General features: G+C 65.8%; 19 protein-coding genes and 1 pseudogene. 9 read left to right on the top strand and 11 right to left on the bottom strand.

Translation table 11 applies throughout. The features are described from left to right. The first annotated feature begins 10 nt into the window (after positions 1-10). The 3 genes from AB4099_RS23240 (at position 11) to AB4099_RS23230 (ending at position 5,387) form a co-directional block, all read left to right on the top strand. Positions 11-844, top strand: a complete 834-nt coding sequence (locus tag AB4099_RS23240) for an alpha/beta hydrolase fold domain-containing protein (protein ID WP_441479786.1) — start codon at positions 11-13, stop codon at positions 842-844. A 52-nt stretch (positions 845-896) separates the two neighbouring features. Further along, the gene (locus AB4099_RS23235) at positions 897-2,123 is read left to right on the top strand and encodes an efflux RND transporter periplasmic adaptor subunit (protein WP_441479785.1); all 1,227 of its coding nucleotides are present in this window, start codon (positions 897-899) and stop codon (positions 2,121-2,123) included. Between the two features lie 87 nt (positions 2,124-2,210). Then, positions 2,211-5,387: an efflux RND transporter permease subunit gene (locus tag AB4099_RS23230; RefSeq protein ID WP_441479784.1), complete on the top strand. Its 3,177-nt coding sequence runs from the start codon at positions 2,211-2,213 to the stop codon at positions 5,385-5,387. A 38-nt stretch (positions 5,388-5,425) separates the two neighbouring features. Here the strand turns inward: AB4099_RS23230 and AB4099_RS23225 are convergent, their stop codons facing one another. Next, positions 5,426-7,114: a DUF4166 domain-containing protein gene (locus AB4099_RS23225; protein WP_441479783.1), complete on the bottom strand. Its 1,689-nt coding sequence runs from the start codon at positions 7,112-7,114 to the stop codon at positions 5,426-5,428. After that, positions 7,111-8,751: a DCC1-like thiol-disulfide oxidoreductase family protein gene (locus AB4099_RS23220; protein ID WP_441479782.1), complete on the bottom strand. Its 1,641-nt coding sequence runs from the start codon at positions 8,749-8,751 to the stop codon at positions 7,111-7,113. The genes AB4099_RS23225 and AB4099_RS23220 overlap by 4 nt, the downstream gene beginning before the upstream one ends. A 215-nt stretch (positions 8,752-8,966) precedes the next feature. Here AB4099_RS23220 and AB4099_RS23215 point away from each other — a divergent pair, with 215 nt between their 5' ends. Next, a complete protein-coding gene (locus tag AB4099_RS23215; RefSeq protein WP_441479781.1) occupies positions 8,967-9,605 on the top strand; it encodes a lysophospholipid acyltransferase family protein in 639 nt (212 codons plus the stop codon). A 153-nt stretch (positions 9,606-9,758) separates the two neighbouring features. Here AB4099_RS23215 and AB4099_RS23210 read toward each other — a convergent pair whose 3' ends face one another. Further along, entirely contained in the window at positions 9,759-10,388 is a 630-nt protein-coding gene (locus AB4099_RS23210; protein ID WP_441479780.1) for an EipA family protein, read from the bottom strand. A 222-nt stretch (positions 10,389-10,610) separates the two neighbouring features. Here AB4099_RS23210 and AB4099_RS23205 point away from each other — a divergent pair, with 222 nt between their 5' ends. Beyond that, a complete protein-coding gene (locus AB4099_RS23205) occupies positions 10,611-11,981 on the top strand; it encodes a sensor histidine kinase (RefSeq protein WP_113515010.1) in 1,371 nt (456 codons plus the stop codon). A 138-nt stretch (positions 11,982-12,119) separates the two neighbouring features. On the opposite strand, the gene AB4099_RS23200 is transcribed toward AB4099_RS23205, so the two are convergent. From AB4099_RS23200 to AB4099_RS23185, 4 genes are all read right to left on the bottom strand, one after another. Beyond that, positions 12,120-12,803, bottom strand: coding sequence for a response regulator transcription factor (locus tag AB4099_RS23200; RefSeq protein ID WP_113515360.1), 684 nt, complete (start codon positions 12,801-12,803; stop codon positions 12,120-12,122). A 153-nt stretch (positions 12,804-12,956) separates the two neighbouring features. After that, positions 12,957-13,601: an outer membrane protein gene (locus AB4099_RS23195; protein WP_162768129.1), complete on the bottom strand. Its 645-nt coding sequence runs from the start codon at positions 13,599-13,601 to the stop codon at positions 12,957-12,959. Positions 13,602-13,760: 159 nt separating this feature from the next. Further along, on the bottom strand, positions 13,761-14,390 hold the full coding sequence (locus AB4099_RS23190) for a methyltransferase family protein (RefSeq protein ID WP_441479779.1): 630 nt from the start codon (positions 14,388-14,390) through the stop codon (positions 13,761-13,763). Positions 14,391-14,412: 22 nt separating this feature from the next. Next, on the bottom strand, positions 14,413-16,860 hold the full coding sequence (locus AB4099_RS23185; protein WP_441479778.1) for a heavy metal translocating P-type ATPase: 2,448 nt from the start codon (positions 16,858-16,860) through the stop codon (positions 14,413-14,415). Between the two features lie 103 nt (positions 16,861-16,963). On the opposite strand from AB4099_RS23185, the gene AB4099_RS23180 reads away from it, so the two are divergent. Beyond that, positions 16,964-17,380, top strand: a complete 417-nt coding sequence (locus AB4099_RS23180) for a MerR family transcriptional regulator (RefSeq protein ID WP_162768144.1) — start codon at positions 16,964-16,966, stop codon at positions 17,378-17,380. A gap of 124 nt (positions 17,381-17,504) precedes the next feature. On the opposite strand, the gene AB4099_RS23175 is transcribed toward AB4099_RS23180, so the two are convergent. Continuing rightward, entirely contained in the window at positions 17,505-17,975 is a 471-nt protein-coding gene (locus AB4099_RS23175; protein ID WP_441479934.1) for an Lrp/AsnC family transcriptional regulator, read from the bottom strand. A gap of 193 nt (positions 17,976-18,168) precedes the next feature. On the opposite strand from AB4099_RS23175, the gene AB4099_RS23170 reads away from it, so the two are divergent. Continuing rightward, positions 18,169-18,690, top strand: coding sequence for a cysteine dioxygenase (locus tag AB4099_RS23170; protein ID WP_441479777.1), 522 nt, complete (start codon positions 18,169-18,171; stop codon positions 18,688-18,690). A 38-nt stretch (positions 18,691-18,728) separates the two neighbouring features. On the opposite strand, the gene AB4099_RS23165 is transcribed toward AB4099_RS23170, so the two are convergent. Then, on the bottom strand, positions 18,729-19,370 hold the full coding sequence (locus tag AB4099_RS23165; RefSeq protein ID WP_441479776.1) for a Vgb family protein: 642 nt from the start codon (positions 19,368-19,370) through the stop codon (positions 18,729-18,731). Positions 19,371-19,378: 8 nt separating this feature from the next. Then, on the bottom strand, positions 19,379-20,599 hold the full coding sequence (locus tag AB4099_RS23160) for a helix-turn-helix domain-containing protein (protein ID WP_113515024.1): 1,221 nt from the start codon (positions 20,597-20,599) through the stop codon (positions 19,379-19,381). A gap of 129 nt (positions 20,600-20,728) precedes the next feature. Here AB4099_RS23160 and AB4099_RS23155 point away from each other — a divergent pair, with 129 nt between their 5' ends. Together AB4099_RS23155 and AB4099_RS23150 are read left to right on the top strand one after the other, a co-directional pair. Then, positions 20,729-21,496 (top strand): DUF899 domain-containing protein, encoded by a 768-nt coding sequence (locus AB4099_RS23155; RefSeq protein WP_441479775.1) that lies wholly within the window; start codon positions 20,729-20,731, stop codon positions 21,494-21,496. An 8-nt stretch (positions 21,497-21,504) separates the two neighbouring features. Beyond that, on the top strand, positions 21,505-21,804 hold the full coding sequence (locus tag AB4099_RS23150; RefSeq protein WP_113515028.1) for a hypothetical protein: 300 nt from the start codon (positions 21,505-21,507) through the stop codon (positions 21,802-21,804). Positions 21,805-22,079: 275 nt separating this feature from the next. On the opposite strand, the pseudogene AB4099_RS23145 reads toward AB4099_RS23150, so the two are convergent. Then, positions 22,080-22,717 (bottom strand): annotated as a pseudogene (locus tag AB4099_RS23145) (hypothetical protein); the annotation flags it as partial.

Here is a 22,717-nt window from a genome sequence, read left to right as displayed (position 1 = left end):
GGGACACGCCATGTCCGCTCAGACCGCCACCCTCGACCGCCCCATCGCCGTGACATGGCGGGATGAGGTGATTGCTGCCAAGCCAGTCCCGCTGGCGGCGCGTGTGTTCATCCCGGCAGAGCTCAACCGCAACACTGCGTTCGTCATGCACCTGCATGGCGGCACCTTCAACGAGGGCTCGCTGGCAAGCGGAGAGGCGGTCGCGACAATCCTGGCTCGCGCCGGTGCCGCTGTCGTTTCGGTCGATTACCCGCTCGCGCCAATGCATCGTTTCCCCGATGTGCTGGAGGCCGTATTTGGTGGCTTGCTGGCGCTCTACAAGGCGCGCAGCCGCTGGGTCTCGAAGAGCGCCCCATTCTATGTCGCTGGCGAAGAGGCCGGCGGCAATCTGGCCGCGGCTCTCGCCATGATGGTGCGGGACCGGCAGGGGCCGCCGCTCGCCGGGCAGATCCTGCTCTCGCCAATGCTGGATTCCTGCCTTGGGACCTATTCGCTGCGTGAGGCCGATGCCGGCCCCGTGGGATGTCGCTGGGCCGATGGCTGGCACGATTATCTGGGTTCGCCGGACAAGGCGGCTCATCCCTATGCGGCGCCACTCAACGCGTCGCGGCTCGCCGGATTGGCTCCTGCCCTGCTGATCACGGCGGAGGATGATCCGCTGCGTGATGAATGCGCAAGTTATGCCTGCCGGCTGCAGGAAGCGGGTGTCGCGGTCAGCCGCTACGTGCAGACTGCGCCAAGCCATTGGCCTGGAGCCTATGCCGAGGCTCCCAAGGAGGGGTCCTGCCTCTGTCTGGCATGTGACCATGTAACCGAGTTCTTCAAATCCACCGCGCCGTCCTGATCCAGGCCAGCGCCACCCACTGATCCTCTCTTCTCTCGCAAGGAATGAACCCATGATTCAGGGAACGATCCGTCATGGCCTGCTGGGCGGAAGCCTGGCCGCCACCATCTCACTTGCCGCCGTCCTGCTCGTGATGAACGGCTCCGACAAGGCCCAGAGCGACGCCGCTCCGGCGGCCGCGCAGGCGACCCCGGTTTCGGTCGCGCTCGTCGAGCAACGTGAGCTGACCAACTGGGCCGAGTTCTCCGGTCGTCTGGAGGCGATCGAGCGCGTCGATGTGCGTTCGCGCGTCGCCGGTGTGGTCGAGGCCGTGCACTTCAAGCAGGGCAACCTCGTCAGGCAGGGCGACCTGCTGATCAGCATCGACCAGGCGCCCTATCTCGCCGAGTTCGAGCGCGCCCAGGCCCAGGTCCTGGCTGCCGAAGCCCGGGTGGCGCTTGCCGCCAACGAGCATGAGCGCGGCCAGAAGCTGATGACGACGCAGAACGTCTCGCAGCGCGATCTCGATGCGCGTCTGAATGCACTCCGTGAAGCGCAGGCCAATCACCGCGCCGCCCAGGCAGCCCTGCAGACCGCGCGGCTGAACCTCGACTACACCCAGATCAGGGCGCCGATCAGCGGCCGGATCGGGCGGCTCGAGGTGACCGTCGGCAACCTCGTCGCGGCCGGGGCAGGGGCTTCGCTGATGACGACGCTGGTCTCGGTCGATCCGATCTATGCCAGCTTCAATGCGGACGAGAACACGGTGCTGAGGGCGCTTGGCTCGCTGCCGGCCTCGGATGGCCCGCGTGCGCTGGAGCGCATCCCGGTCCAGATGGGCACGGCGACTCAGGACGGCACTCCGATCACCGGTCGGCTGCAATTCGTCGACAACAGCGTCGATGTCGGCAGCGGCACCGTTCGGGTGCGGGCGATCTTCGACAATCCCGATGGCACGCTGATGCCGGGCCAGTTCGTGCGCCTGCGCATGGGTCAGGCCCGGACCGAGCCTGCGCTGGTGATCAATGAGCGCGCGATCGGCACCGACCAGAACAAGAAGTTCGTCTTCGTCGTCGGCGACGATCTCAAGGCGAGCTGGCGCGAGGTGACGCTCGGCTCAGCCAATGAAGGGCTGCGCATCGTCACAGCCGGGCTCAAGCCGGGCGAAAGGATCGTCGTCAACGGCCTGCAGCGCATTCGTCCGGGCGCAGTTGTGGCTCCCGAGCAGGTGCCGATGGCCGAGAAGTCAGAGCTGCGCCGGGTGGCCGGTGCAGGACCCACGGAAATCGCCCAGCGCTGAGCTGGGACGCCTATCAGAACTCGGGTGCTGACGACGTTGCGTGATGGCGCCCGTCGTCAGGCCCGAGGCGCCCGAAGGGGGCATCTCATGAATCTCTCCAAGTTCTTCATCGATCGCCCGATCTTCGCGGGCGTGCTGTCGGTTCTCATCCTGGTCGCTGGCCTGCTCTCGCTGCGTGTGCTGCCGATCTCGGAATATCCCGAAGTCGTGCCGCCCACCGTGGTGGTGCGCGCGCAGTATCCGGGCGCCAATCCTCGTGTCATCGCCGAAACCGTGGCCACGCCGATCGAGGAGCAGATCAACGGTGTCGAGGGCATGCTCTATATGTCCAGCCAGGCGACGACCGATGGCGTGATGACGCTGAACGTCACCTTCAAGCTCGGCACCGACCCCGACAAGGCACAGCAGCTCGTGCAGAACCGCGTCTCGCAGGCGGAACCCCGCTTGCCGGAAGAGGTGCGGCGCCTCGGCGTCACCACGATCAAGAGCTCGCCGGACCTGACGATGGTGGTGCACATCACCTCGCCGAACGATCGCTACGATATGACCTATCTGCGCAACTATGCAGTCCTGAACGTCAAGGACAGGCTGGCGCGGATCGATGGCGTCGGCCAGGTCCAGCTTTTCGGCTCGGGCGACTATTCGCTGCGCGTCTGGCTCGATCCGCAGAAGGTCTCCGAGCACGGGCTCTCGCCCAGCGACGTCGTGCGCGAGATCCGCGCGCAGAATGTCCAGGCAGCAGCAGGCGTCATCGGCGCCTCGCCGAACGCCCCGGGGCTCGATCTCCAGCTCTCGGTCAATGCCCAGGGCCGCCTTCAGAATGAGGAGGAGTTCGGCGAGATCATCATCCGCACCAACTCGACCGGGGCTGTGACGCGGCTGAAGGATGTCGCGCGCATCGAACTCGGCGCGGCCGACTATGCCCTGCGCTCGCTGCTCGACAACAAGTCGGCGGTCGCGGTGCCGATCTTCCAGGCGCCGGGCTCGAATGCCATCGCCATCGCCGACAACGTCCAGGCGGTGATGCGCGAGATCAAGCAGAACATGCCGGAAGGCGTGGACTACGCGATCGTCTACGACACGACCCAGTTCGTGCGCGCCTCGATCAAGGCCGTCATCACCACCCTGCTCGAGGCCATCGCGCTGGTCGTGCTCGTCGTCATCGTCTTCCTGCAGACCTGGCGGGCCTCGATCATCCCGCTGGTCGCCGTGCCGGTCTCGGTCATCGGCACCTTCGCCGTGATGTATCTCTTCGGCTTCTCCATCAACGCGCTCAGCCTGTTCGGCCTCGTGCTCGCCATCGGCATCGTCGTCGACGACGCCATCGTCGTGGTCGAGAATGTCGAGCGCAATATCGAGCAGGGACTGGAGCCGCGCCAGGCGACTTACAAGGCGATGCGCGAGGTCTCCGGCCCGATCATCGCGATTGCATTGGTGCTGGTCGCGGTCTTCGTGCCGCTTGCCTTCATCAGTGGCTTGACCGGCCAGTTCTATCGCCAGTTTGCGCTGACCATCGCGATCTCGACGGTGATCTCGGCGATCAACTCACTGACGTTGTCGCCGGCGCTGGCAGCCCTGCTGCTGCGTTCGCACCACGCACCGAAGGACGCGCTGACCCGCGTCATGGACAAGCTGTTCGGCTGGTTCTTCCGCGGATTCAATCGCTTCTTCAATCGCAGCTCGCAGGCCTATGGCGGCGGCGTGCGTCGCATCCTGACGCGCAAGACGGCGATGATGGCGGTCTACCTCGTGCTCGTCGGCCTGACGGTCGTGCTGTTCCGCACCGTCCCGGGAGGCTTCGTGCCCGGCCAGGACAAGCAGTATCTCGTCGGCTTCGCGCAGCTGCCCGATGCCGCCACGCTCGATCGCACCGAGGACGTCATCCGCAAGATGGGCGAGATCGCCCTGAAGCATCCCGGTGTCCAGAGTGCGGTGTCCTTTCCCGGCCTCTCGATCAACGGCTTCACCAACTCGTCGAATGCCGGCATCGTCTTCGTGACGCTGAAGCCCTTCGAGCAGCGCAAGGATCCCTCGCTCAATGGCGCCGCGATCGCCATGCAGCTCAACAAGGAGTTCGCCGGCATCAAGGAGGCGTTCATCGCGATGTTCCCGCCGCCGCCTGTGCAGGGGCTCGGTACGATCGGAGGCTTCAAGCTGCAGATCGAGGACCGTGCCGGCCTTGGCTATAGGGCGCTCGATGAAGCAACCAAGGCCTTCATGGCCAAGGCCGCGACGGCGCCCGAGCTCGCTGGCATGTTCTCGAGCTTCCAGGTGAATGTTCCGCAGCTCTACGCCGATATCGATCGCACCAAGGCCCGCCAGCTCGGCGTGCCGGTGACCGATGTCTTCGAGACGCTGCAGATCTATCTCGGCTCGTCCTATGTCAACGATTTCAACAAGTTCGGGCGCACCTACACCGTTCGCGTCCAGGCTGATGCGCCCTTCCGGGCCTATCAGGAGGATATCGGCAAGCTCCGGGTGCGCTCGACCTCGGGCGAAATGGTTCCGCTCAGCGCCGTGCTGAACGTGCGTGCCGATGCCGGGCCGGAACGGGCGATGCGCTACAACGGCTTCCTGGCCGCCGACATCAATGCCGGTCCGGCGCCAGGCTTCTCGTCGGGGCAGGCCCAGGCGGCGGCGGAGCGCATTGCCAACGAGACGCTGCCGAAGGGCTTTGCGTTCGAGTGGACGGACCTGACCTATCAGGAGATCCTGGCGGGCAACTCTTCGCTGATCGTCTTCCCGATCGCGATCCTGCTCGTCTTCCTGGTGCTTGCCGCCCAGTACGAGAGCCTGACACTGCCGATCGCGATCATCCTGATCATCCCGATGGGTCTGCTTGCCGCTATGGCCGGCGTCTGGTGGAGCGGTGGCGACAACAACGTCTTCACCCAGATCGGTCTCGTCGTGCTGGTCGGGCTATCTGCGAAGAACGCGATCCTGATCGTCGAGTTCGCCCGCGAACTGGAATTCGAGGGCAAGACGCCGGTCGAGGCCGCGATTGAAGCCAGCCGTCTGCGCCTGCGTCCGATCCTGATGACCTCGCTCGCCTTCATCATGGGCGTGGTGCCGCTGGTGATTTCGACCGGTGCCGGCGCCGAGATGCGTCAGGCGATGGGCATCGCGGTCTTCGCCGGCATGATCGGCGTCACCGCCTTCGGCATCTTCCTGACCCCGGTCTTCTATGTGCTGATGCGGGCCCTGACCGGGAACAAGCCGCTGAAGCATGTCGAGGCGAAAGTGGAGTTGGCCGAAGCCGCCTGACCGAGCCCAGGCTGCCCTCGGGGGCAGCCCTGACGGGTTCAACCAGCCAGAACGCGCGGGACGCTGTCCGGCGCGTTCTGTTGTGAGGTTCCGGCACTTTCAGCCGCAGGCTGGAGCCAGCCGCAATAGTGCACGACCAGTCCGATCAGCGGCAATGCGATCGGGACATCGAAATGGAAGCGGCCATCCTCCTCCCATTCGCGCGCCAGCGAGCGAGGCGCCAGGGCAAGTGGCAGGGGGACGGGGCCCAGCCACCAACGCTTCAGGTGCATCGCGAGCCCCTTGTCGTCAGCGACGAGATCGAAGCCGAAACGCAGCGGGCCAAATCGTTCCACGAGCCGTTGGGCCTGTTGCGACAACTGGCTGCTGAAACGGCGGCCGGAGAAGTCGCGAATCCAGGTTTCGACGCCGCCGCTCTCTGCAAAGGCGACGTGGAGCTCATGCTCCCCTTCAGGTGGAAAGCCGAAAAGGGCTGCGATAGCGCGCGCAACCGGGTTGCGCCCGCGCGTCACCATGGCCCGTCCCTGCGCGCCGCCATCGCGCAGGACAGTGTGGATCGCGCGCACGGGCGCAGGCAGGGAGGCAAAGGCGGGCCCAAGCACCCGCGCATAGAGCGGGGGCGGCTGCGGCAGCGCTGCCATCTCGTGCCGGATCGCCAGTTGCGTGAAGGCCGGCTCGAATTCCGACAGCGACAGCATCTCGCCGGCATCGCAGGCGCCGACCGGGGCATCACCCCTGGCGAGGCGATCGACGATGATGGCGGCCGCCAGACCGGGAATCTCTGGGCCGTCGCCTTCGCTCGCAATCAATGTCCATCGCCGCTCGACGGCCTGTCTGCCAATGTGCCCGAACGCTCGGACCATCATGCCGGATCGGTCACTGCCCCATGACGAGGTCAGCCGTTGCGCGTGAAGCACCAGCGGCGCGAAACGGGCCAGGTTCGGGATCCAACCCCAGCGAACGGGCCAGCTTGCCAGCCAAAGCGCCCGGTTCTGCCATCGGAGCTCGGTGCCGGCTCGAAAACTGACGGAGGGCTTCCCCGGAAGGCGATCGGGCAGGAGAGCAAGATCCGGCACATCTGCGAGGCCCATGAGGCGGCCTGCGAGAGGTGCCTCGCCGGTGATCATGAAGTCCTGGCTCCTGACGTCCTGCCAGCCGAAGCCGCTCGTCCGGCGCCCTCCGCGCCAGAGCGAGATCGGCTTGCCGATATAGGAGAAGATCGCCTTCGTAACCGAAGTGCCGGCGGTCGCGCGATTCGAGGCGCTGATCGCAATCTCGACCGCGCTGACATCGTCCATGCCGTCGGCGAGTGCGCGTACCACGGCCCCGGACAAGGCGGGTACGCTGGAGGCGCCCGAGATGACGATCACTCCCGCAGTCCGTGCCTCCTCGGTGAGTGTCCCGATGCCGGTGACGAAGTCGCGCGCATCGGCGATGTCGAGATAGTGGCACCTGGCGGCGATACAGGCGCGAGCGACCGCGTAGCCCAGACCCTGGAAGGGGCCTGCGGCGTCGATCAGGACAGCAGGGCGATGCACGGCGAGCGCCTGCGCGATATCGCGGTCCCGGTCCAGGCGAAGCGGTGTGAGGCGCGGCCGGCAAGCGCAGAAATGCTCCGCCTTCTCCCGGCTGCGTCCGGCGACCAGGACCTCATGCCCCGCATCGGCCAGTCGCCGGGCGATGCGGGCACCGAAGCCGCCATAGCCGCCGAGCAGCAGAACCTTCACAGGATACGGTCCGCCATGTCCGGAGTGGGGCGCCAGCAGGTTTCGCGTCGGCCGAACCAGCGGTAGCGATTGCGGGCAACCCAGCGATAGAGCCGGTCGCGCAGTGGGCGTGGAATGAGGCGTGCCGCCAGCGCGACGCGCCAGGGCCAGCCCAGTCCTGCCGCGATGGCGATGACGGCATCCGACTGGCCCAGGATTCGACTGTCCTCGACCAGCAGCATCGTCTCGAAGTCCTGCCGGGGGAGCCCGAGGCGATGATAGAGTGTCTGGCCAAGGGGGCCTTGCGCGGTGGTGAGCGTGAAGCGGCGTTCACGGTCACGGCGCATGACGAATTGCGCCTGCTGCGAGCACATCACGCATTCACCGTCAAAGACGATCAGGCGCCGGCCCCTGGTCTGCGCTTCGATCTCTTCCCCAAGCCGTCCGGCCGCTGGGGCGGTGAGCCCGAGCCGTTTCAGGGGAGCGCCGATCAAACCGCTGACCATCGCCGCCAGGATGGCAGGCGCCGGCCAGATCCGGGCCAGCGGCCCGACGATCCGATCGCGCAGCAGAGGCAGGACCCGGCTGTCGGATTGATAGACCGGGGTGAACAGCGCGCTCATGGTTTGATAGAGCCAGACATGTCGGCGGCGCGCGGCGATGGCGAGGCCTGGCGCGGTCGTCGCCTGGTTCCCGTCGCGCAGGGCCTTTGCGAGCGCGAAGGCGTCCAGCAGGGCCATATTGGCTCCCTGACCGAGCTGCGGGCTCGTCGAATGCCAGGAATCGCCGATATGGATCAGGCCAGGCTCCGTCGGGATGGGAGTGGTCCTATGGGCATAGCGCGCGAAAGTCAGTTGATCCGGCGTTTCGATCTGCGCGAGGAGGGGCGCGGTTGCCGGCCATAGCTTGAGGACATCCGCCTTCCACACCGCAAGTCCGGAGCGCTGCCAGTCCGGGAGGCGGTCGCAGCGCAGCGACCAGAAGAAGGCTGCCTTTGCGGTCGGTCCCTGGGCCAGCCGGCCGATAGGCAGGACCCCGACCATCGTGCTCGCGCGGATATAGCGCTGTTCCAGCGTTGCCATGTCGAAGCCCGCACAGTGTGGCCAATCGAGACTGGCCCAGAGCGCGCCATAGGCCAGCGGCCGGCCCTGATGGCACGCGAGCGGGCTCATGGTGCCAAGGGCATCCACGATAAGGTCGAAGGGTTCCGTCCGTGTGCCGTCGGCAAAGATGAGCGTGCGCCTGTTAGCCCCGACGATTTCGCTTGAGGCCACGCTGCGGCCGGCCTCGACCGCAATGCCGGCCTCTCGTGCAGCGTCGTGCAGGATGTCGAACAGCGCAGCGCGATGAATGCCGATGCCGTGGCCGGCATCCTGTCCGAGCGCCGCATAGCGCACGTCGAGCACGATGCGCTGCGACGGTTCGGCGCGCCCGAAGAGCCGGTCGATCCTGGCCCCCGCCGCAAGGGTGGCTTCGGCGAGCTTCAATTCCTGAAGGACGGCGAGCCCGGTCGGCTGGATCATCAGACCGGATCCGACCGGACGAGGCGTTTCGAAGCGCTCGAACAGCCTGACCCGATGTCCGTCGCGATGCAACATCAGTGCGGCCGCCAGCCCTGCCGGGCCGCATCCCGCGATCGCGATATCCTTGGCTGGCATGAAACCCGACTTGGAGGAAACTGACCCCCTGCACGATAGGCGGGGCGAACCCCGCCGGCAACGGGGCATGCCGCCCCTTTCGCCATTCGTGGGCCGCAACCTGCCCGTGCAATGTTCCAGCAAGCCAGCGCGCCGACCACTCCAGGTGATTCACCGTGGAGATTGGGGCGATGCATCTCAGGGAAGACCGATCAGCGGGCCTCGCGGGGCGCGCGTTGCATGCGTATCTGAACCTCGTGGCGCAAACCACGCGCTTCAAGCCGGTGATCCCTGGCGCGCGGCCCTGGGAGCGGAGCCGCGAACCGTTCATCGCGATGACCTGGCATGGCCAGCAGATGTTGAGCCTCGTCGCCCTGGACGGAGCGCCGAAAACAGCCGTGCTGGCCTCGCTTCATTTCGACGGCTCTGTGGTCGCCTCGGCGATGGAGCGCGCCGGCTACCGCGTCATTCGAGGCTCGGGCACGCAGAGCCGGCGGAAGATCCAGGCCAAGCGCGGCGTTCCGGCCTTCATCGAGATGCGCGACGCGCTGCGCGGGAACACCAGCGTGCTGCTGACGGCTGATGTGCCAAAGGTTTCGCGGGTTGCCGGCAAGGGGGCCGTTCAGCTGGCGCGGGCGTCGGGCCGGCCGATCTATCTCTTCGCCGCAGTGACGACGGCACGCGTCGATCTCGACAATTGGGACAAGGCCAGCATCGCCTTGCCGTTCGGACGCGGGTGCGTGGTCTGGTCCGAGCCGCTCTATGTCCGGGAATGCGCCGATGAGCGCGAGATCAACCTGACAGCCTTGGAGATCACCGCCCGGCTCGACGAGTTGCATGCCATGGCGCATCAACATCTCGGACACCGCGCCTGACGCGCGCGAGGCGTTCGGTCCGGCCGTGCTCGTCTTCCTCTTAGATCACGCTGCGTTTGGACGAAATCGTCCAAACGCAGAAAACGTGATCGATTGTAATAGTTTAGAGCATGCTTCATGCGAAAAACCGTTGCCACTTTTTCGCAGCATGCTCTAGCGTCGGCCCGGTGGTGGGCAATCGGCCGGGTTGGCGCAGATGTTCGCAGGAGGGCGCAGGACGCCGCGATCATTCGCAGGCTCGATGCGGATGCGGCTGAGTTCCCCCGACAATCGCAGGCCGAGGCCAGACGAGATCAGCACGATCCGGGCCCGGTCGGAGGCGAGGACCATCGCATTGGCGCCGGCCACGAAATGCGCGCCGCCGCCGAGGCTGGCATAGACCCCGAATACGTCTTCATGTCGGTCAAGGCCATAGACCAGCATGATGACCCGCCCGTAATCGGCGCCGAGCCCGATCCCGACGGAGAGGGCCGACCATGTCACCGGGGAGGGCATGCCGTCGGCGAAGCGAAGCTCACCGACACCGTGTCGGCCGCCAAGGACGAAGGAGCCACTGACCTCTCCGCCGACAATATAGGCGTTCGGCTCTCCGAAGAGCGAAAGGGAGCGCTCCACGGGGATGCTGACCGTCTTGGACGCGGTATCGAAGGCCCGTTCGACGAGGCCCAGAATGTCGCGCCCCGGAGCTGTCGGCAGTTGACCCGGCCTGATGGTCTCCTCAGCCCGGGCGACCTGCATCAGGCAGACCAGCAGCGCGAGCATGGCGGCCAAGGCGAAGCGCAAGCGCAGCTCTCCCGATCTGGCTCTGTGCGCACTCATAAGACAAGCAGACTCGAGGGAGGGTTGAACGAAGATGGGAATGCGGTCCATGGACATGGACTGCGGGCGCGGTCCCCGGATTCGCAAGCCATAACCGCACAGAGGCTCCGTGACGATTCATAGCTCGACGAGCACCACAACAGTGAAGCGCCTGACGCCCCAGCGCAATTGGGAGCGGCCCAATGCATGCGCGGCAAATCTTCGCTCCGGGGGCTGCCGGTGACCTCGCTCTCGCGTGCCTTGACGATCCGGCTGACGCTTCTCGGCCTCGCCCTCTTTGCAGCGGTCATCGCTGCCGTGCTGGCCTTCACTTTCATTACCGAGGATCCTGGGGCGCTACGCAACGATGTGACCTCCGAGATCATTCGGCAAGGCGTGCGTCAGACCGCGGCTGACGGGTTGCGGGTGGAGAAGACGCCGACCTTGGTCAAGATCGAGAGCGCCAGCCCCAGGCTCTGGTATCTGGTTTCCGACGGACGGTCCGTTGTCGAGTATGCCCCAGAATTGCGGCCGAGCCTTCCGATCGATGTCAGGCTCGATGGACCGACGATTGCTGCACAGATGCGGGTCGGCGGCGACGGCGACAACGGCCTCGCCTTCGACATCATCGAGATGGACGGCAGCCGCGTCATCGTCGCGACGGGCGGTGGGCGACCGGGATGGGACCTGATTCTGGCCTATTTCCTGCGGGCCATCGCCATTCCGGCGCTGGTCATCTCTTTCATCTTCGGGGTCATCATCGCCTCGGCGATCGCCATGTCGGTCTCCTATATCACCGCGCGGCTGCGGCGTGCGGCCGAAGCCGCGGCCAGCATCGATCCCAGGGCGCCGCGCGGCCTGCTGCCGACACAGGAAACGCCGGTCGAGCTGATGCCGCTGACGACGGCGTTGAACTCCGCGCTCGACCAGATCGCCAGCAACATGGATGTGCAACGGCGCTTCATGAACAATGTCGCCCACGAATTGCGCACGCCGCTCGCCGTCATGCGGACCAAGATCGACACTGTTTCCGATGACGTCGTGCGCACTGCGCTGGCGACCGATGTGAACCGGCTGACCACAATCGTCTCGTCGATGCTGCAACTCGCCCGGCTGCACAGCACCGATCTGCCGTTCGAGCCGGTTCAGCTCAACAGCGTGGCCCGTGACGTGCTCGTGGATCTCGCGCCGCTGATCCTGCAGAACGCGATCGACGTGGCGCTCGAGGAGGAGGGCGACGACGCGCGAACCATCATGGCCAACGAAGCCACGGTTCGCGCTGCTGTGGCCAATCTGATCGACAACGCGCTTCGTCATGCCCAGGCGAAATCCAGCATCATTGTGCGGGTCATCGATGGCGTCGTGCTGGAGGTGGCGGATGACGGGATCGGCATCGCGGCAACCCAGCGCTCGGAAGTGACGGAGGCGTTCAATCGCATGTCGCCGCGCTCGACCGGAGCAGGGCTCGGCCTCACCATCGTGCGCGACATCATGACCGCGCATCGCGGGACTTTGACCGTTCTCGCGACGCGCGGCGGCGGCACGACAGTCCGCCTGCTGTTCTCTGAAGGTGAATGACCGGCCAAGCACCGGTCCGAAACTTGGATTGCCGTTTTCGGGAAAGCCGATGCAAACGCAGAAGGCCCGATCATCAGGCCGGACGCGATATCCGGTCTGATGATCTGGGTCGATTGATGGCTGGGAGCGAACCTGGCCTCACACGGGCTGTTCGGACTTCCTCAGGATGTATCCGATGCCGCGCAGCGACGAGATCTCGACATTCGCGGCAGCTTCCTTGAGCTTGCGGCGCAGCCGCGAGATCTGGGCTTCGAGCGTGTTGGACTCGATCAGGTCATCGAAGCCATAGACCGCTTCGATCAGGACGTTGCGGGTGACGACACGCCCGGCGCGCTGGACCAGCGCTTCCAGGATCAGCGCCTCGCGCCGCCGCAGGTCGAGGGGAACGGCCGAGACCGAGGCATTGCGACCCTCGATGTCGATCGAGAGATTGCCTGCCGTGATCACCAGCGAGCGGCCGGGATAGCGGCGCCGCGCAATGACCCTGATGCGGGCGATCAGCTCTCCCGGTTCGAAGGGCTTGACCAGATAATCATCCGCGCCGCCGTTGAGCCCGTCGATCACATCGGATTTCGCATCTCGCGCGGTCAGGATCAGGAAGGCCGGGCGGGGTTCTGTCGCCTTCATCGCCTTGACGATGGACAAGCCGTCGCCGTCCGGCAGACGCCGGTCGACGACGGCGATGTCGAACGGCGCCGTTTTGAGGGCGGCCAGCGCCGCTTCGACACTGCTGGTGCGGTCGACAATAAAACCTGCACCGAGCAGGAGGGACGACAGGAACGACATCAGCTCCGGTTCGTCTTCGACAATCAGAGCGCGCATGTCGTTCCTGCCGTAGGCCATGGCTGGAACGCGCCGCAGAAAAGCTCGGGGCAGCTCTTCAAACGCATCACGTCCCATCCATGCTCATGAACGGCCCTCTGGGCCGTAGGTTATTCGGGCCCGGAGCGACCGGGCCCCGGATATTCTAGCGGGTCAGAACCGGTAGTTCACACCGGCCTTGACCAGATGCTCGTTGACACCGACCTTGGTGCGGGCCGAACCGAACTGGAAGTTCTGCTTGCCGAGCGAGACGTAGTTGTACTCGACCTTCGCCGACAGGTTCTCGGTGATGCCGTACTCGACGCCGCCGCCGAGGACATAGCCGACCTTGCTCTTCGTCTTCGAGAGGCCGTTATTCGTCGCCTTGATGTTGCCATAGGCAAGACCGCCGGTGCCATAGACGAGGACGCGGTCGAAGGCGACGCCCGCCCGGGCCTTGACGGTTCCGACATAGCGCGTGTCGGCGCTGGTGCCGACCGCGTTGCGCGACGAACCCTTGCCGAAGCCGTTCATCGAAACGTCGCCCTCGAGGCCATAGACCATGCCGCCGGTCTGGACGTTGTAGCCGATCTGGCCGCCAAGCAGCGTCTCGTTGCGGCTCTTCCTGGTCACTCCTGTGAACCGGTCGAATGCGCCACCGGCGTGAATACCGGCATAGACGCCGTTCCAGTTGTAGCGAAGCGGCTGGGTATGGGTCGGCCACTGCTGGGCGCGCGGCACCGGGCGATCGGCCGCAGCCGCTGGGACCGCAAGCACTGCCAGCAGGCAGAGGCTCATGATCGGGATTGAACGATGCATCGATAACTCCTCGCGGCAGCCGGGGGCCTCGCCGCGTCTCCTTGCTCCCGAATCCGTGGATCGGATCAGTCGAACACCGCGCAAATTGCGGGTGAAGATTACGGCAACGTTGCCCGCCATGCGTGCAGCGGCGGAAGCGCTGGGATGGTGAACGAAAGCTTATCGCGCCGGGGCGGTGCGCGGGCGCCTGGTGCCGATCCAGCGCCTGACGCGGCGCTGATAATCGCGATAGGGTTCGCCGAGCGAGGCTGCGAGCACGCGCTCCTCGATCCTGACCTGGAGGGCGATCGCCGCGAAGAGCGCCAGCGTCAGAGCGATCTGGATCAGATTGGGCAGCACGATGAAGAGCCCGGTGAACAGGACGGCCTGACCGACGAAGACCGGATTGCGCGAGATCGCGAAAGGGCCGCCATCGACGATGGGTCCAAGCTCGCCTTCCGCCGCGCCGATGCGCCAGGAGGCGCCCATGAAGCGCTGCGAGATGATGGCGATGCAGGCGCCGACGACAACGAGGAGGTGGCCCAACACGTCGAACCAGGGACCGTCGAGCGAGGTTGCCAGGGGATCGATCCTGATCGGATTGCCGAAGATCGCCAGGCCGAGGGGCCAGAGCACGCCGCCGATGAAGGCGACCCGGAAGAGCAGGGCCGGCAGGCCCTGCGGCTCCGAGCCCTTGCTGAACAGCCAGATCGGCCGCCCGGCCTCCTTCGCCAGGATGGCCGACATCGCGAGGAAGCTGATGACGTAGACCACGACCATCAGATAGCTCGCGATCTCCATCGGGCTCATGGGCAGGCTTCCGTTCCCTTGATCAGCCGGCCTTGCCCGCGTCGAAACGCAGAAGGCGCAGCGCATTGGCGGTGACGATCACGGTGGCACCGGTATCGGCCAGGATCGCGACCCAGAGCCCGGTATAGCCGAGCACGCTGGTGACGAGGAAGACCGCCTTCAGCCCGAGAGCAATCGTGATATTGGTGCGGATATTGCCCATCGTGGCCCGCGCCAGCCGGATCATCGCAGCGATGTCGCGCACACGGCTCTTCAGCACCGCGCCATCGGCGGTCTCCAGCGCGACATCGGTGCCGGACCCCATGGCGACGCCGACCGATGCCGCCGCAAGCGCCGGCGCATCGTTGATGCCGTCGCCAACCATCATCACAGGCGCGTCGGCGCCGAGCGCCTTGATCGCCGTGACCTTGTCGTCGGGCATCAGCTCGGCCTTGTGATCCAGCCCGAGTGCGCGGGCGATGGCTGCGCCGGTGCGGGCATTGTCGCCGGTCAGCATGATGGAGCGGACGCCTAGATCCTTCAGCTCTGCGACCGCTGTCGCGGCATCGGCTCTCGGCTCGTCGCGCAGCGCGATCAGGCCGGCGAGGGCGCCGTTTGCGATCACGGCCGCCACTGTCTTGCCGGCCGATTCGAGCTGCTCGACCGCAGCGCTCGCCTTGGCGTCGAATTCGGCGCGCCTGGTCGCATGACGCGGGGCGCCGACGAAGATCGAGATGCCATCGAGCGTGCCGGTGACACCCTGGCCGGGGATGGCGGCTGCCTCGGAGGCCGGGCGGACGGCGATGCCATCCTGCTTCGCACGTGCCAGGACCGCCTCCGCCAGCGGATGACTCGAACCGGTCTCGACCGCGGCGGCTAGCGAGATCACATCGACTTCGGGCTTGCCGAGGCTGATGACCTCGGTGACGCGCGGGCGTCCCTCGGTCAGCGTGCCGGTCTTGTCGAAGGCGACGATCCCGGTCTTCGCGGCGGTCTCGATGACGACACCGCCCTTCATCAGCAGGCCCTGTCGGGCACCGGAGGAGAGCGCGGCGGCGATCGCGGCTGGGACCGAGATGACGAGTGCGCAGGGGCAGCCGATCAGCAGCAGCGCCAGGGCCCGATAGATCCAGACCGCCCATTCGCCCCCGAAGAACAGCGGCGGGACGAGCGCGACGGCGAGCGCAAGACCGACGATCGCCGGCATGTAGATCCGCGAGAACCGGTCGATGAAGCGCTCGGTCGGTGCGCGCGCTTCCTGCGCCTCTTCGACCAGCCGGATGATGCGGGCGATGGTGTTGTCCTGCGCTGCCTTGGTCACCCGCACACGCAGTGCGGCTTCGCGGTTGACCGAGCCCGCAAAGACCGGCTCGCCAACGCCCTTCGTCTTCGGCACGGATTCGCCGGTGACCGGGCTCTCGTCGATCCCGGAGATTCCGTCGGTGATGTCGCCATCGGCAGGGATGCGATCACCCGGACGGACGAGAACGGTCTGTCCGATCGCAAGCTTGGCCGCGTCGACCTGGCGGGTTGCGCCGTTCTCCTCGACGAGGGCGGTCTTGGGCACGAGGTCCCCAAGCGCGCGGATCGAGGCACGCGCCCGATCGGCCGCGACGCCTTCGAGTACCTCGCCGACGGCGAAGAGGAAGACGACGAGGGCCGCTTCCTCCGCGGCGCCGATGAAAAGCGCGCCGGCGGCAGCGATCGTCATCAGCATTTCGATGGTGAAGGGCATGCCGGCGCGGGCGGCGGCGAAAGCGCGCCGTGCCACCGGGGTAACGCCGATCACGCAGGCCAGGATGAAGGCCCAATGGGCCGCAGCCGGCCAGATCAGGCCTGCGGTCCAGGCGCCGCCGAGCAAGGCGCCGGTGCCGAGAACGAGCCTACCCTTGTTGGTCTGATACCAGGAGACCCCCTTCGGCGTCGCTTCGTGGACATGGCCGGGCAGCCCGTGTCCCTGGTCGGCCGTTCGGGCCGCAGCTTTCGCCTCGCCAGCATCAGAGCGGGCATGCGCGTGGCCGTGACCATGATCATGGTGGTCATGATCGTCATGGGAGCAGCCAGGGCCGTGAACATGCGCCGGCTTGGGGGCGGCATGGCTGTGGTGCTCATGATCATCATGGGAGCACCCGGGGCCGTGAACGTGCACTGGCTTGGATGCAGCAGCATGGCTGTGATGGTCATGGGCATCGGAGCCATGGTCGTGGCCGCATCCTCCGGGTGCTGTGGCCTCAGGCACAGGCTCTGTTTTTGCCCGGATCGAGGTCGTGGTGTAGCCAAGACTGGCCACGCGCTTTTCAATTGCCGCCGGCTTGGTGCGGCTCTCGTCGAGGGCCAGCGACAGCGTCTCGGCCATGACGGAAAGCTTGACGTCGCTGACGCCGGGCAGGCGCTCCACCGCGCCGCGAATGGTCGCCGCGCAGCTTGCGCAGTCCATCCCGCCGACCTTCCAGCTCAGGAGCTGTGGCTTGGTTTGGGCAGTGCTGGACATGACGTGTCTCCGCTTGACGGGCTTGTGAGACACCCCATGTACAATCTGGAGTGACTAGAGGTTCAAGAGGGAAATCATGCTGGAGGCAAAAAAACTCGAACGGGTGGTTCCGATCGGCGGTCTTTCCGATCGCACCGGGGTCAAGGTCGAGACCATTCGCTATTATGAGCAGGTCGGGTTGCTGCCGCCACCTGAACGCTCGGAAGGCAATCAGCGCCGCTATGGACGCCGCCATGTCGAGCGGCTCGCCTTCATCAAGCACGCCCGCGATCTCGGGTTCCCGGTCGAGGGCATCCGGACCTTGCTCCGCCTCTCCGACAATCCGGCGATGGCCTGCGATGAAGCCCATGCCATCGCGGTCAGCCATCTCGACGAGGTTCGCGACAAGATTGCGAAGCTGCGCTCGCTGGAGACCGAACTCGCCCGCATCGCCGTGACCTGCTCGGGTGGCGTCAAGGCTTGCGACTGCGCGATCATCGAGGCCCTGGCCGATCACGGTCAGTGCGGCCACGGGCATTGAGATCGCCGAGCCTGATTCGGGTACGAACTCTCCGAAATTGCCGGAAGTCCGCGAGCAGCGAGGCGAGCATTGCGCGATCGGTAGACAGCTCCAAGCGGGGCAGCCCCCGGCACCTGCCCCGGACTCAGGAGCCGTCTTTGGCGAAGCCCAGCGGGATCGCGGTGGTCGACTTCAGCTCCTCCATTGCAAACATGGAGGTCACGTCGTTGAGGTCGACGCGTGAAATCAGCTTCTTGTAGAGGGCGTCATAGGCCGCGATATCGGGCACGAAGGCCTTGAGCAGATAATCGATTTCGCCGCTCATCCGGTAGAAATCGACGATCTCGGGCAGATCGGCGACGGCGGCATGGAAGCGCTCGAGCCATTCCATCGAGTGGCGGCTCGTCTTGACCGCGATGAAGACGGTAACGCCGGCTCCCAGCCTTGTGCGGTCGAGCAGCGCGACCCGCTTTCGAATGAGCCCGCTGCCTTCCAGTTTCTGCACACGGCGCCAGCATGGAGTGGCCGAGAGGCCAACCTCTGCGGCAAGCTCGGCCAGCGGCATGCTGGCGTCCCTCTGCAGGCAGGAGAGAATTCTGAGATCGAACTCATCCAACTTGGCCATGGTCTCTCCTACGATGGCGCGATCCGGTTGCGCGTTTAATCATAGAATGGGTAGCAATTTTCAAGAACCGATGCCAGATTGGTATTACATTCTAGAAATGAGGCATTTTCGCCGGAGAACGCAAACGCGTTTCCCGTCGCCTGAGCTATCTTTGCTGGAAGCGATGCAGAGGGGAGTTCGCGTCATGCAGGGGTTTCTGAGCGAGGGCAGGCGCGCGGACGTGCTGCAGGTCTTGCGGACGGACAGCGGCACGCTCTCCCGGGATTACCTCAAGGCGGCCCGCGCGGTGCTCGAAGAGATCGTCGCAAATCCAGAGGCCATTCTGCGCTTGCCCTTGGAGCGCAAGCCCGGAAGTTACGCTCGGAACCTTCTCGTGGGCGACGATGGGGTCAGCGTCTGGGCGATGGTCTGGAGCCCCGGCGCAAGCACATCGATCCACGATCACCATTGCTCCTGCTGCTTCGGGGTGGTCAGCGGAACGGTCACCGAAACCTGGTATCGCGCGGTTGACGAAAGCCGTGCCGTCCCCACCCACGAGCACGCGCGCATGCCCGGCTTCGTGGGCTGCATGCTGCCCTCAGGTCCCAATATCCATCGCATGCAGAACCTCGGAAGCACGGACGCGATCTCGATCCATATCTATGGCTTCGATCATCAACGCCACGCCTCGTCGATCGAGACTGAGTTCACCGTCCTGACGAACTGAGCTACGCTGCAGGGGCGCGTCGGGCAGGAGTCCAGTGCTTATGCCACGCGCCTCGGCCGGCGGACGGCTCTCACCGTACCACTGTTTCCGCCTCCGCAGAAAAACTGATCGCCGCCATCGGCCTCGAGCCCCGATACGCCCATGCCGGGCGGCAGATCGAGCGTCTCCAGGACTTCTCCCGTCCGAGGGTCGACCCGTCTCAAGTCGCTCTCGTCACCCTCCCAGGTGCCGTGCCAGAGTTCCTGGTCGCTCCAGGTGACTCCGGTGACGAAGCGGTTGGAGTCGATGGTGCGAAGAATCGTCCCTGTCTCGGGATCGATCTGATGGATTTTGCGTTCCCGATACTGTCCCACCCAGAGCGTTCCTTCGGCCCAGGCGAGCCCCGAGTCGCCGCCTCCGCCGGGAGCAGGGATCGTCGCAAGGACATGGCCGGTCTTCGGATCGATCTTCTGGATGCGGTTCTCGGCGAGCTGAAACAGGTGTTGGCCGTCGAAGGCCGTTCCAGCATGTGCTGCGACCCCGATCGAGCGAATTGTCTGCCCGCTGGCAGGGTCGAGCGCGTTCAGCTTGTCGCCGGACGCGAACCAGACGTGCTGGCCATCGAAGGTTACCCCGTGCACCTGGTCGACACCCGGAAAGGGACCATATTCACGGAGAATTTCGGCTTCTGATTTTTCCATGCCTCATCCTAGTCGCTTGGCAGCGGAGCGGGGAGTAACAAGGTTGTCGTGAAACCTGGCATCGGCGGGGTGATCCAGCGACGCGCCCGTCCGTGACCGAAGGATTGCACCTTTCCGGTTGCCGCAAGCGCATCCAGTGCCCGCTGCACGGTTCGCTGGCTCGCACCAAGCGCAAGCGCGAGCGCCGAACTCGACCACGCCTCGCCGTCGGCAACGAAGGCCAGCACGCCTGCGTGCCGCTCCTCGACGGGCCGGGCCAGCACGGCGACGTCGCCAGCGTGGTGCGGCGCTAGCGAAAAGCCTTGTTTTGTCGCGGTCAGCCCGGCCAGACCTTGCAGCAATCTGCGCAGTCGCCCGATTTCGACCCGCAACCGGGCGCGGTGCGATTCGTCGGCCTGCTTCGCTCCGAAGGCCCGCGCGACGAGCATGTCGCGCGACACATCCCTCGGCCACGCCTCGGCCAGCGTCCGTGCCAGTGCGAACAAGATCGGGCGCGTGGCGAGCGAGACGACCCTATGCGGGTCGTGCACCACATGCCGGCAGGCATCCACCACGAGGGCATCTGACGCTTGCAGCGCCTCGACGTCCTCGAGCAGGAGCGGCCGCTCCTCCCCACGCGCGATCAATCGCGCCGCAGTCGTGCGGAGCAGGAGGGCTGCACTTTCGACCTCTGCTGTCAGTGCCGGGATGCCGGCACGGCGCGCAGCTTGCTCGGCTTGCGCAAGTGCAGCGCGCGCCGCCTTCGTCCGGAGGCGCCGCATCGCGATTCCCGCGGCCACCAGTTCGTGGACGGTCCGCGATGCGGCGGGAAGGGGCGTTGGGTCGAGTTCGGCAAGCTTGCGCTCGGCGTCGTCGAGCCGCCCGATCAGCAGGAGCCGGCGGATCTCGAGATGCCGCGCATGGGCGCCGTTCAGCCGGTCACCGTGCTCCTCGAGCGTGGCGCGCGCCGCGTCGAGCGTTTTCGCAGGCCAGCCGAGGTCGCGCGAGGCAAGCGCGATCTCGGCCTCGGCGACAATGCACCGTGCCCGCGCCACGGCCTCCTTCGGGCCGAAGGAACGTGCCGCACGCCGCAGGAGACCCTTCGCCCGAACGAGATCGCCGAGCTGTGCCATCGCGATGCCTCGCAGTGCGAGCGCGGGTGCATCGTCGCGCAGGGCGACCCGGTTCAAGGCGCCGAGGGGATCTCCCGCGGCCAGTGCGCGCGCCGCCGCGGTGATCAGAGAGTCCATCGGAATCCCGCCACACTTGTCACTCCCACCCCTCGATACCCTGTCCCTATCAATCTCATCACCGCCGACCACCCGCCGCTTCGCAAACGGGCGAGTGGCGAAGGTCACCCGGCGACAGGAGCGACGACAATGACGATACACATCACGGGAACGCGTGAAGAGTGGCTGGCCGCGCGGCTGAGGCTGCTCGAGGACGAAAAGGAGCTGACACGGCGCAGTGACGATCTGGCGCGGCGGCGCCAGGAACTGCCCTGGGTGCAGGTCGACGAGGAGTACCGCTTCGAGACCGATGAGGGCGGCGTCGCGCTGGCCGACCTGTTCGGAGGACGTTCGCAGCTCCTCGTCTATCACTTCATGTTCGGGCCCGACTACAAGGCGGGCTGTCCGTCCTGCTCCGCGATCGCGGATGGGTTCAACGGCATCCACCTGCACCTGGCAAACCATGACGTCAGGCTCACAGCGGTGTCGCGGGCGCCGCTCGCCAAGTTGCAGGACTACAAGCACCGGATGGGCTGGACGTTTCCCTGGGCATCCTCGGCTGGCGGCGACTTTAATTATGACTTCAACGTCTCGTTCACCGAGGACGTGCAGCGCGCGGGGGCGATAGACTACAACTATCGGCGCAGCGGTTTCGTAATGGACGCACTGCCGGTCACGGGGCCCGTCGCCGACTTCGCGGCCATGTCCGGAACCGATGTGCCGACATATACGCGCGACAGGCCGGGCATGAGCGCCTTCGTGCGCGACAATGGTGTCGTCTACCACACCTATTCCACCTATGCGCGCGGGGTGGATGGCATCTGGGGCATGTATCCCTGGCTCGACCGCGCGCCCAAGGGGCGCAACGAGGCCGGTGGCCCCTGGTGGCGCCGCCACGACGAATACGGACAGGGGTGAGCGAGGTCATGGCGAACCGTCAGGACAGCGGCGGTGAGGCGGCTCTCGGCGCAGCCGACTGGCTGTCCCTCGCGGCAGCGCCGACCTTCGCGGTCATGGCGCTGCTCACCAGCGTGAATGGCGGCGGTCAGTCGGACATCCTCTGCGCGTCCGCTGAGGGCGCGTCCCCGTTGAACGCAATGATGCCGATGTACGTGCTGATGAGCGCCTTCCACACCGCGCCTTGGCTGAAGCTGATTGCCGGCTGGCGAGCAACGACTTCCGCGTCTGATCCGGCTTTGGGGGGCGACAACAAGGGCATGCCGTAAGGATCGGGGCGGACACCGGCCGTAGCTGCGGAGCCAGCCGTTGGGTTGGCGCCTGAGTTCAGTTTTTGACGTCCGTCGCGGATAGGGGGCTCTGCGGGGGGATCTGCTCCTGGCCTCGGCCCCAAAGCTCTGCTTCCGCGTATCGGTCCCGTGACGCCGCCACCTCACTCGACGCGGTGGTGATCACCCCCTTCGTCGCGGGACCGAACCAGATCGTGCTCGCCTCGCTGCGAGAGAAGGACGCTCCACGCGCAAAATGCGGCCGGAAACCTCGGTCATTCCGGTGCATGCAGAGGGCTTGTGCCGGCTGTGCTGCGTGCGCCGAAGTCCGACGGGGTGCGTTTTCTCGCGCTATTTCGGGAACAGGAACTGGAGCTGGGCTCGGAGCTGCCAGTCGGCGGCGCCGCTGGGCTTTGCGACGTTGTAATAGGCTGCGAGCTGCGCGTTGACGGGCTGATGGCCCATCTTGAACACGCGCCCGAAACCGCCTCCGATCGGCACCGTCCAGCGGTCGCCATGGCCGGTTTCCCAGTTGGCGGTGATGATGGGGACGAGGTCAGGTACCAGCCGCCGTGGAAATTGTAATTCACGAAGGGCTGCAGCGTCATCGCGTTGACCGCGCTGCGATTGCTCTTGCCCGCGAAGGACCAGACATTGTTGACGAGGACGCCAACGACCCAGGGCCCTTCGATCGCCAGGGCGACGAAGGCCGGGCCCGCCGAGTACTTGCCGGCGGTCAGGGTCTTGTCGGTGCCGGTGGGGAACACGAAGGTCGGGCCGATGCCCCAGATGATGCCGTGTGTCGGCTGCTTCGGCGAGAAGAAGAAGCTCGGGTTGATGTCGCCGAGGCCGAACTCGCGCTCGCCATTCACCGTCAGGGCCGGTTGCGCGATCACCGGCGTGATCCAGCGCG

This window comes from Allobosea sp. 2KB_26, from assembly GCF_052115715.1.
Lineage (GTDB): Bacteria > Pseudomonadota > Alphaproteobacteria > Rhizobiales > Beijerinckiaceae > Allobosea.
The sequence above is the reverse complement of the archived record's forward strand: the minus strand, read 5'-3'. Positions and strand labels throughout refer to the sequence as shown.

What these genes read in the sequence shown, in the direction of transcription:
- AB4099_RS23150 (WP_113515028.1), top strand. Translation starts at nt 21,505, where the DNA reads ATGGCGAACCGTCAGGACAGCGGCGGTGAGGCGGCTCTCGGCGCAGCC.
- AB4099_RS23160 (WP_113515024.1), bottom strand. Translation starts at nt 20,599, where the DNA reads ATGGACTCTCTGATCACCGCGGCGGCGCGCGCACTGGCCGCGGGAGAT.
- AB4099_RS23230 (WP_441479784.1), top strand. Translation starts at nt 2,211, where the DNA reads ATGAATCTCTCCAAGTTCTTCATCGATCGCCCGATCTTCGCGGGCGTG.
- AB4099_RS23205 (WP_113515010.1), top strand. Translation starts at nt 10,611, where the DNA reads ATGCGCGGCAAATCTTCGCTCCGGGGGCTGCCGGTGACCTCGCTCTCG.
- AB4099_RS23170 (WP_441479777.1), top strand. Translation starts at nt 18,169, where the DNA reads ATGCAGGGGTTTCTGAGCGAGGGCAGGCGCGCGGACGTGCTGCAGGTC.
- AB4099_RS23165 (WP_441479776.1), bottom strand. Translation starts at nt 19,370, where the DNA reads ATGGAAAAATCAGAAGCCGAAATTCTCCGTGAATATGGTCCCTTTCCG.
- AB4099_RS23220 (WP_441479782.1), bottom strand. Translation starts at nt 8,751, where the DNA reads ATGCCAGCCAAGGATATCGCGATCGCGGGATGCGGCCCGGCAGGGCTG.
- AB4099_RS23155 (WP_441479775.1), top strand. Translation starts at nt 20,729, where the DNA reads ATGACGATACACATCACGGGAACGCGTGAAGAGTGGCTGGCCGCGCGG.
- AB4099_RS23195 (WP_162768129.1), bottom strand. Translation starts at nt 13,601, where the DNA reads ATGCATCGTTCAATCCCGATCATGAGCCTCTGCCTGCTGGCAGTGCTT.
- AB4099_RS23185 (WP_441479778.1), bottom strand. Translation starts at nt 16,860, where the DNA reads ATGTCCAGCACTGCCCAAACCAAGCCACAGCTCCTGAGCTGGAAGGTC.
- AB4099_RS23190 (WP_441479779.1), bottom strand. Translation starts at nt 14,390, where the DNA reads ATGAGCCCGATGGAGATCGCGAGCTATCTGATGGTCGTGGTCTACGTC.
- AB4099_RS23235 (WP_441479785.1), top strand. Translation starts at nt 897, where the DNA reads ATGATTCAGGGAACGATCCGTCATGGCCTGCTGGGCGGAAGCCTGGCC.
- AB4099_RS23200 (WP_113515360.1), bottom strand. Translation starts at nt 12,803, where the DNA reads ATGCGCGCTCTGATTGTCGAAGACGAACCGGAGCTGATGTCGTTCCTG.
- AB4099_RS23240 (WP_441479786.1), top strand. Translation starts at nt 11, where the DNA reads ATGTCCGCTCAGACCGCCACCCTCGACCGCCCCATCGCCGTGACATGG.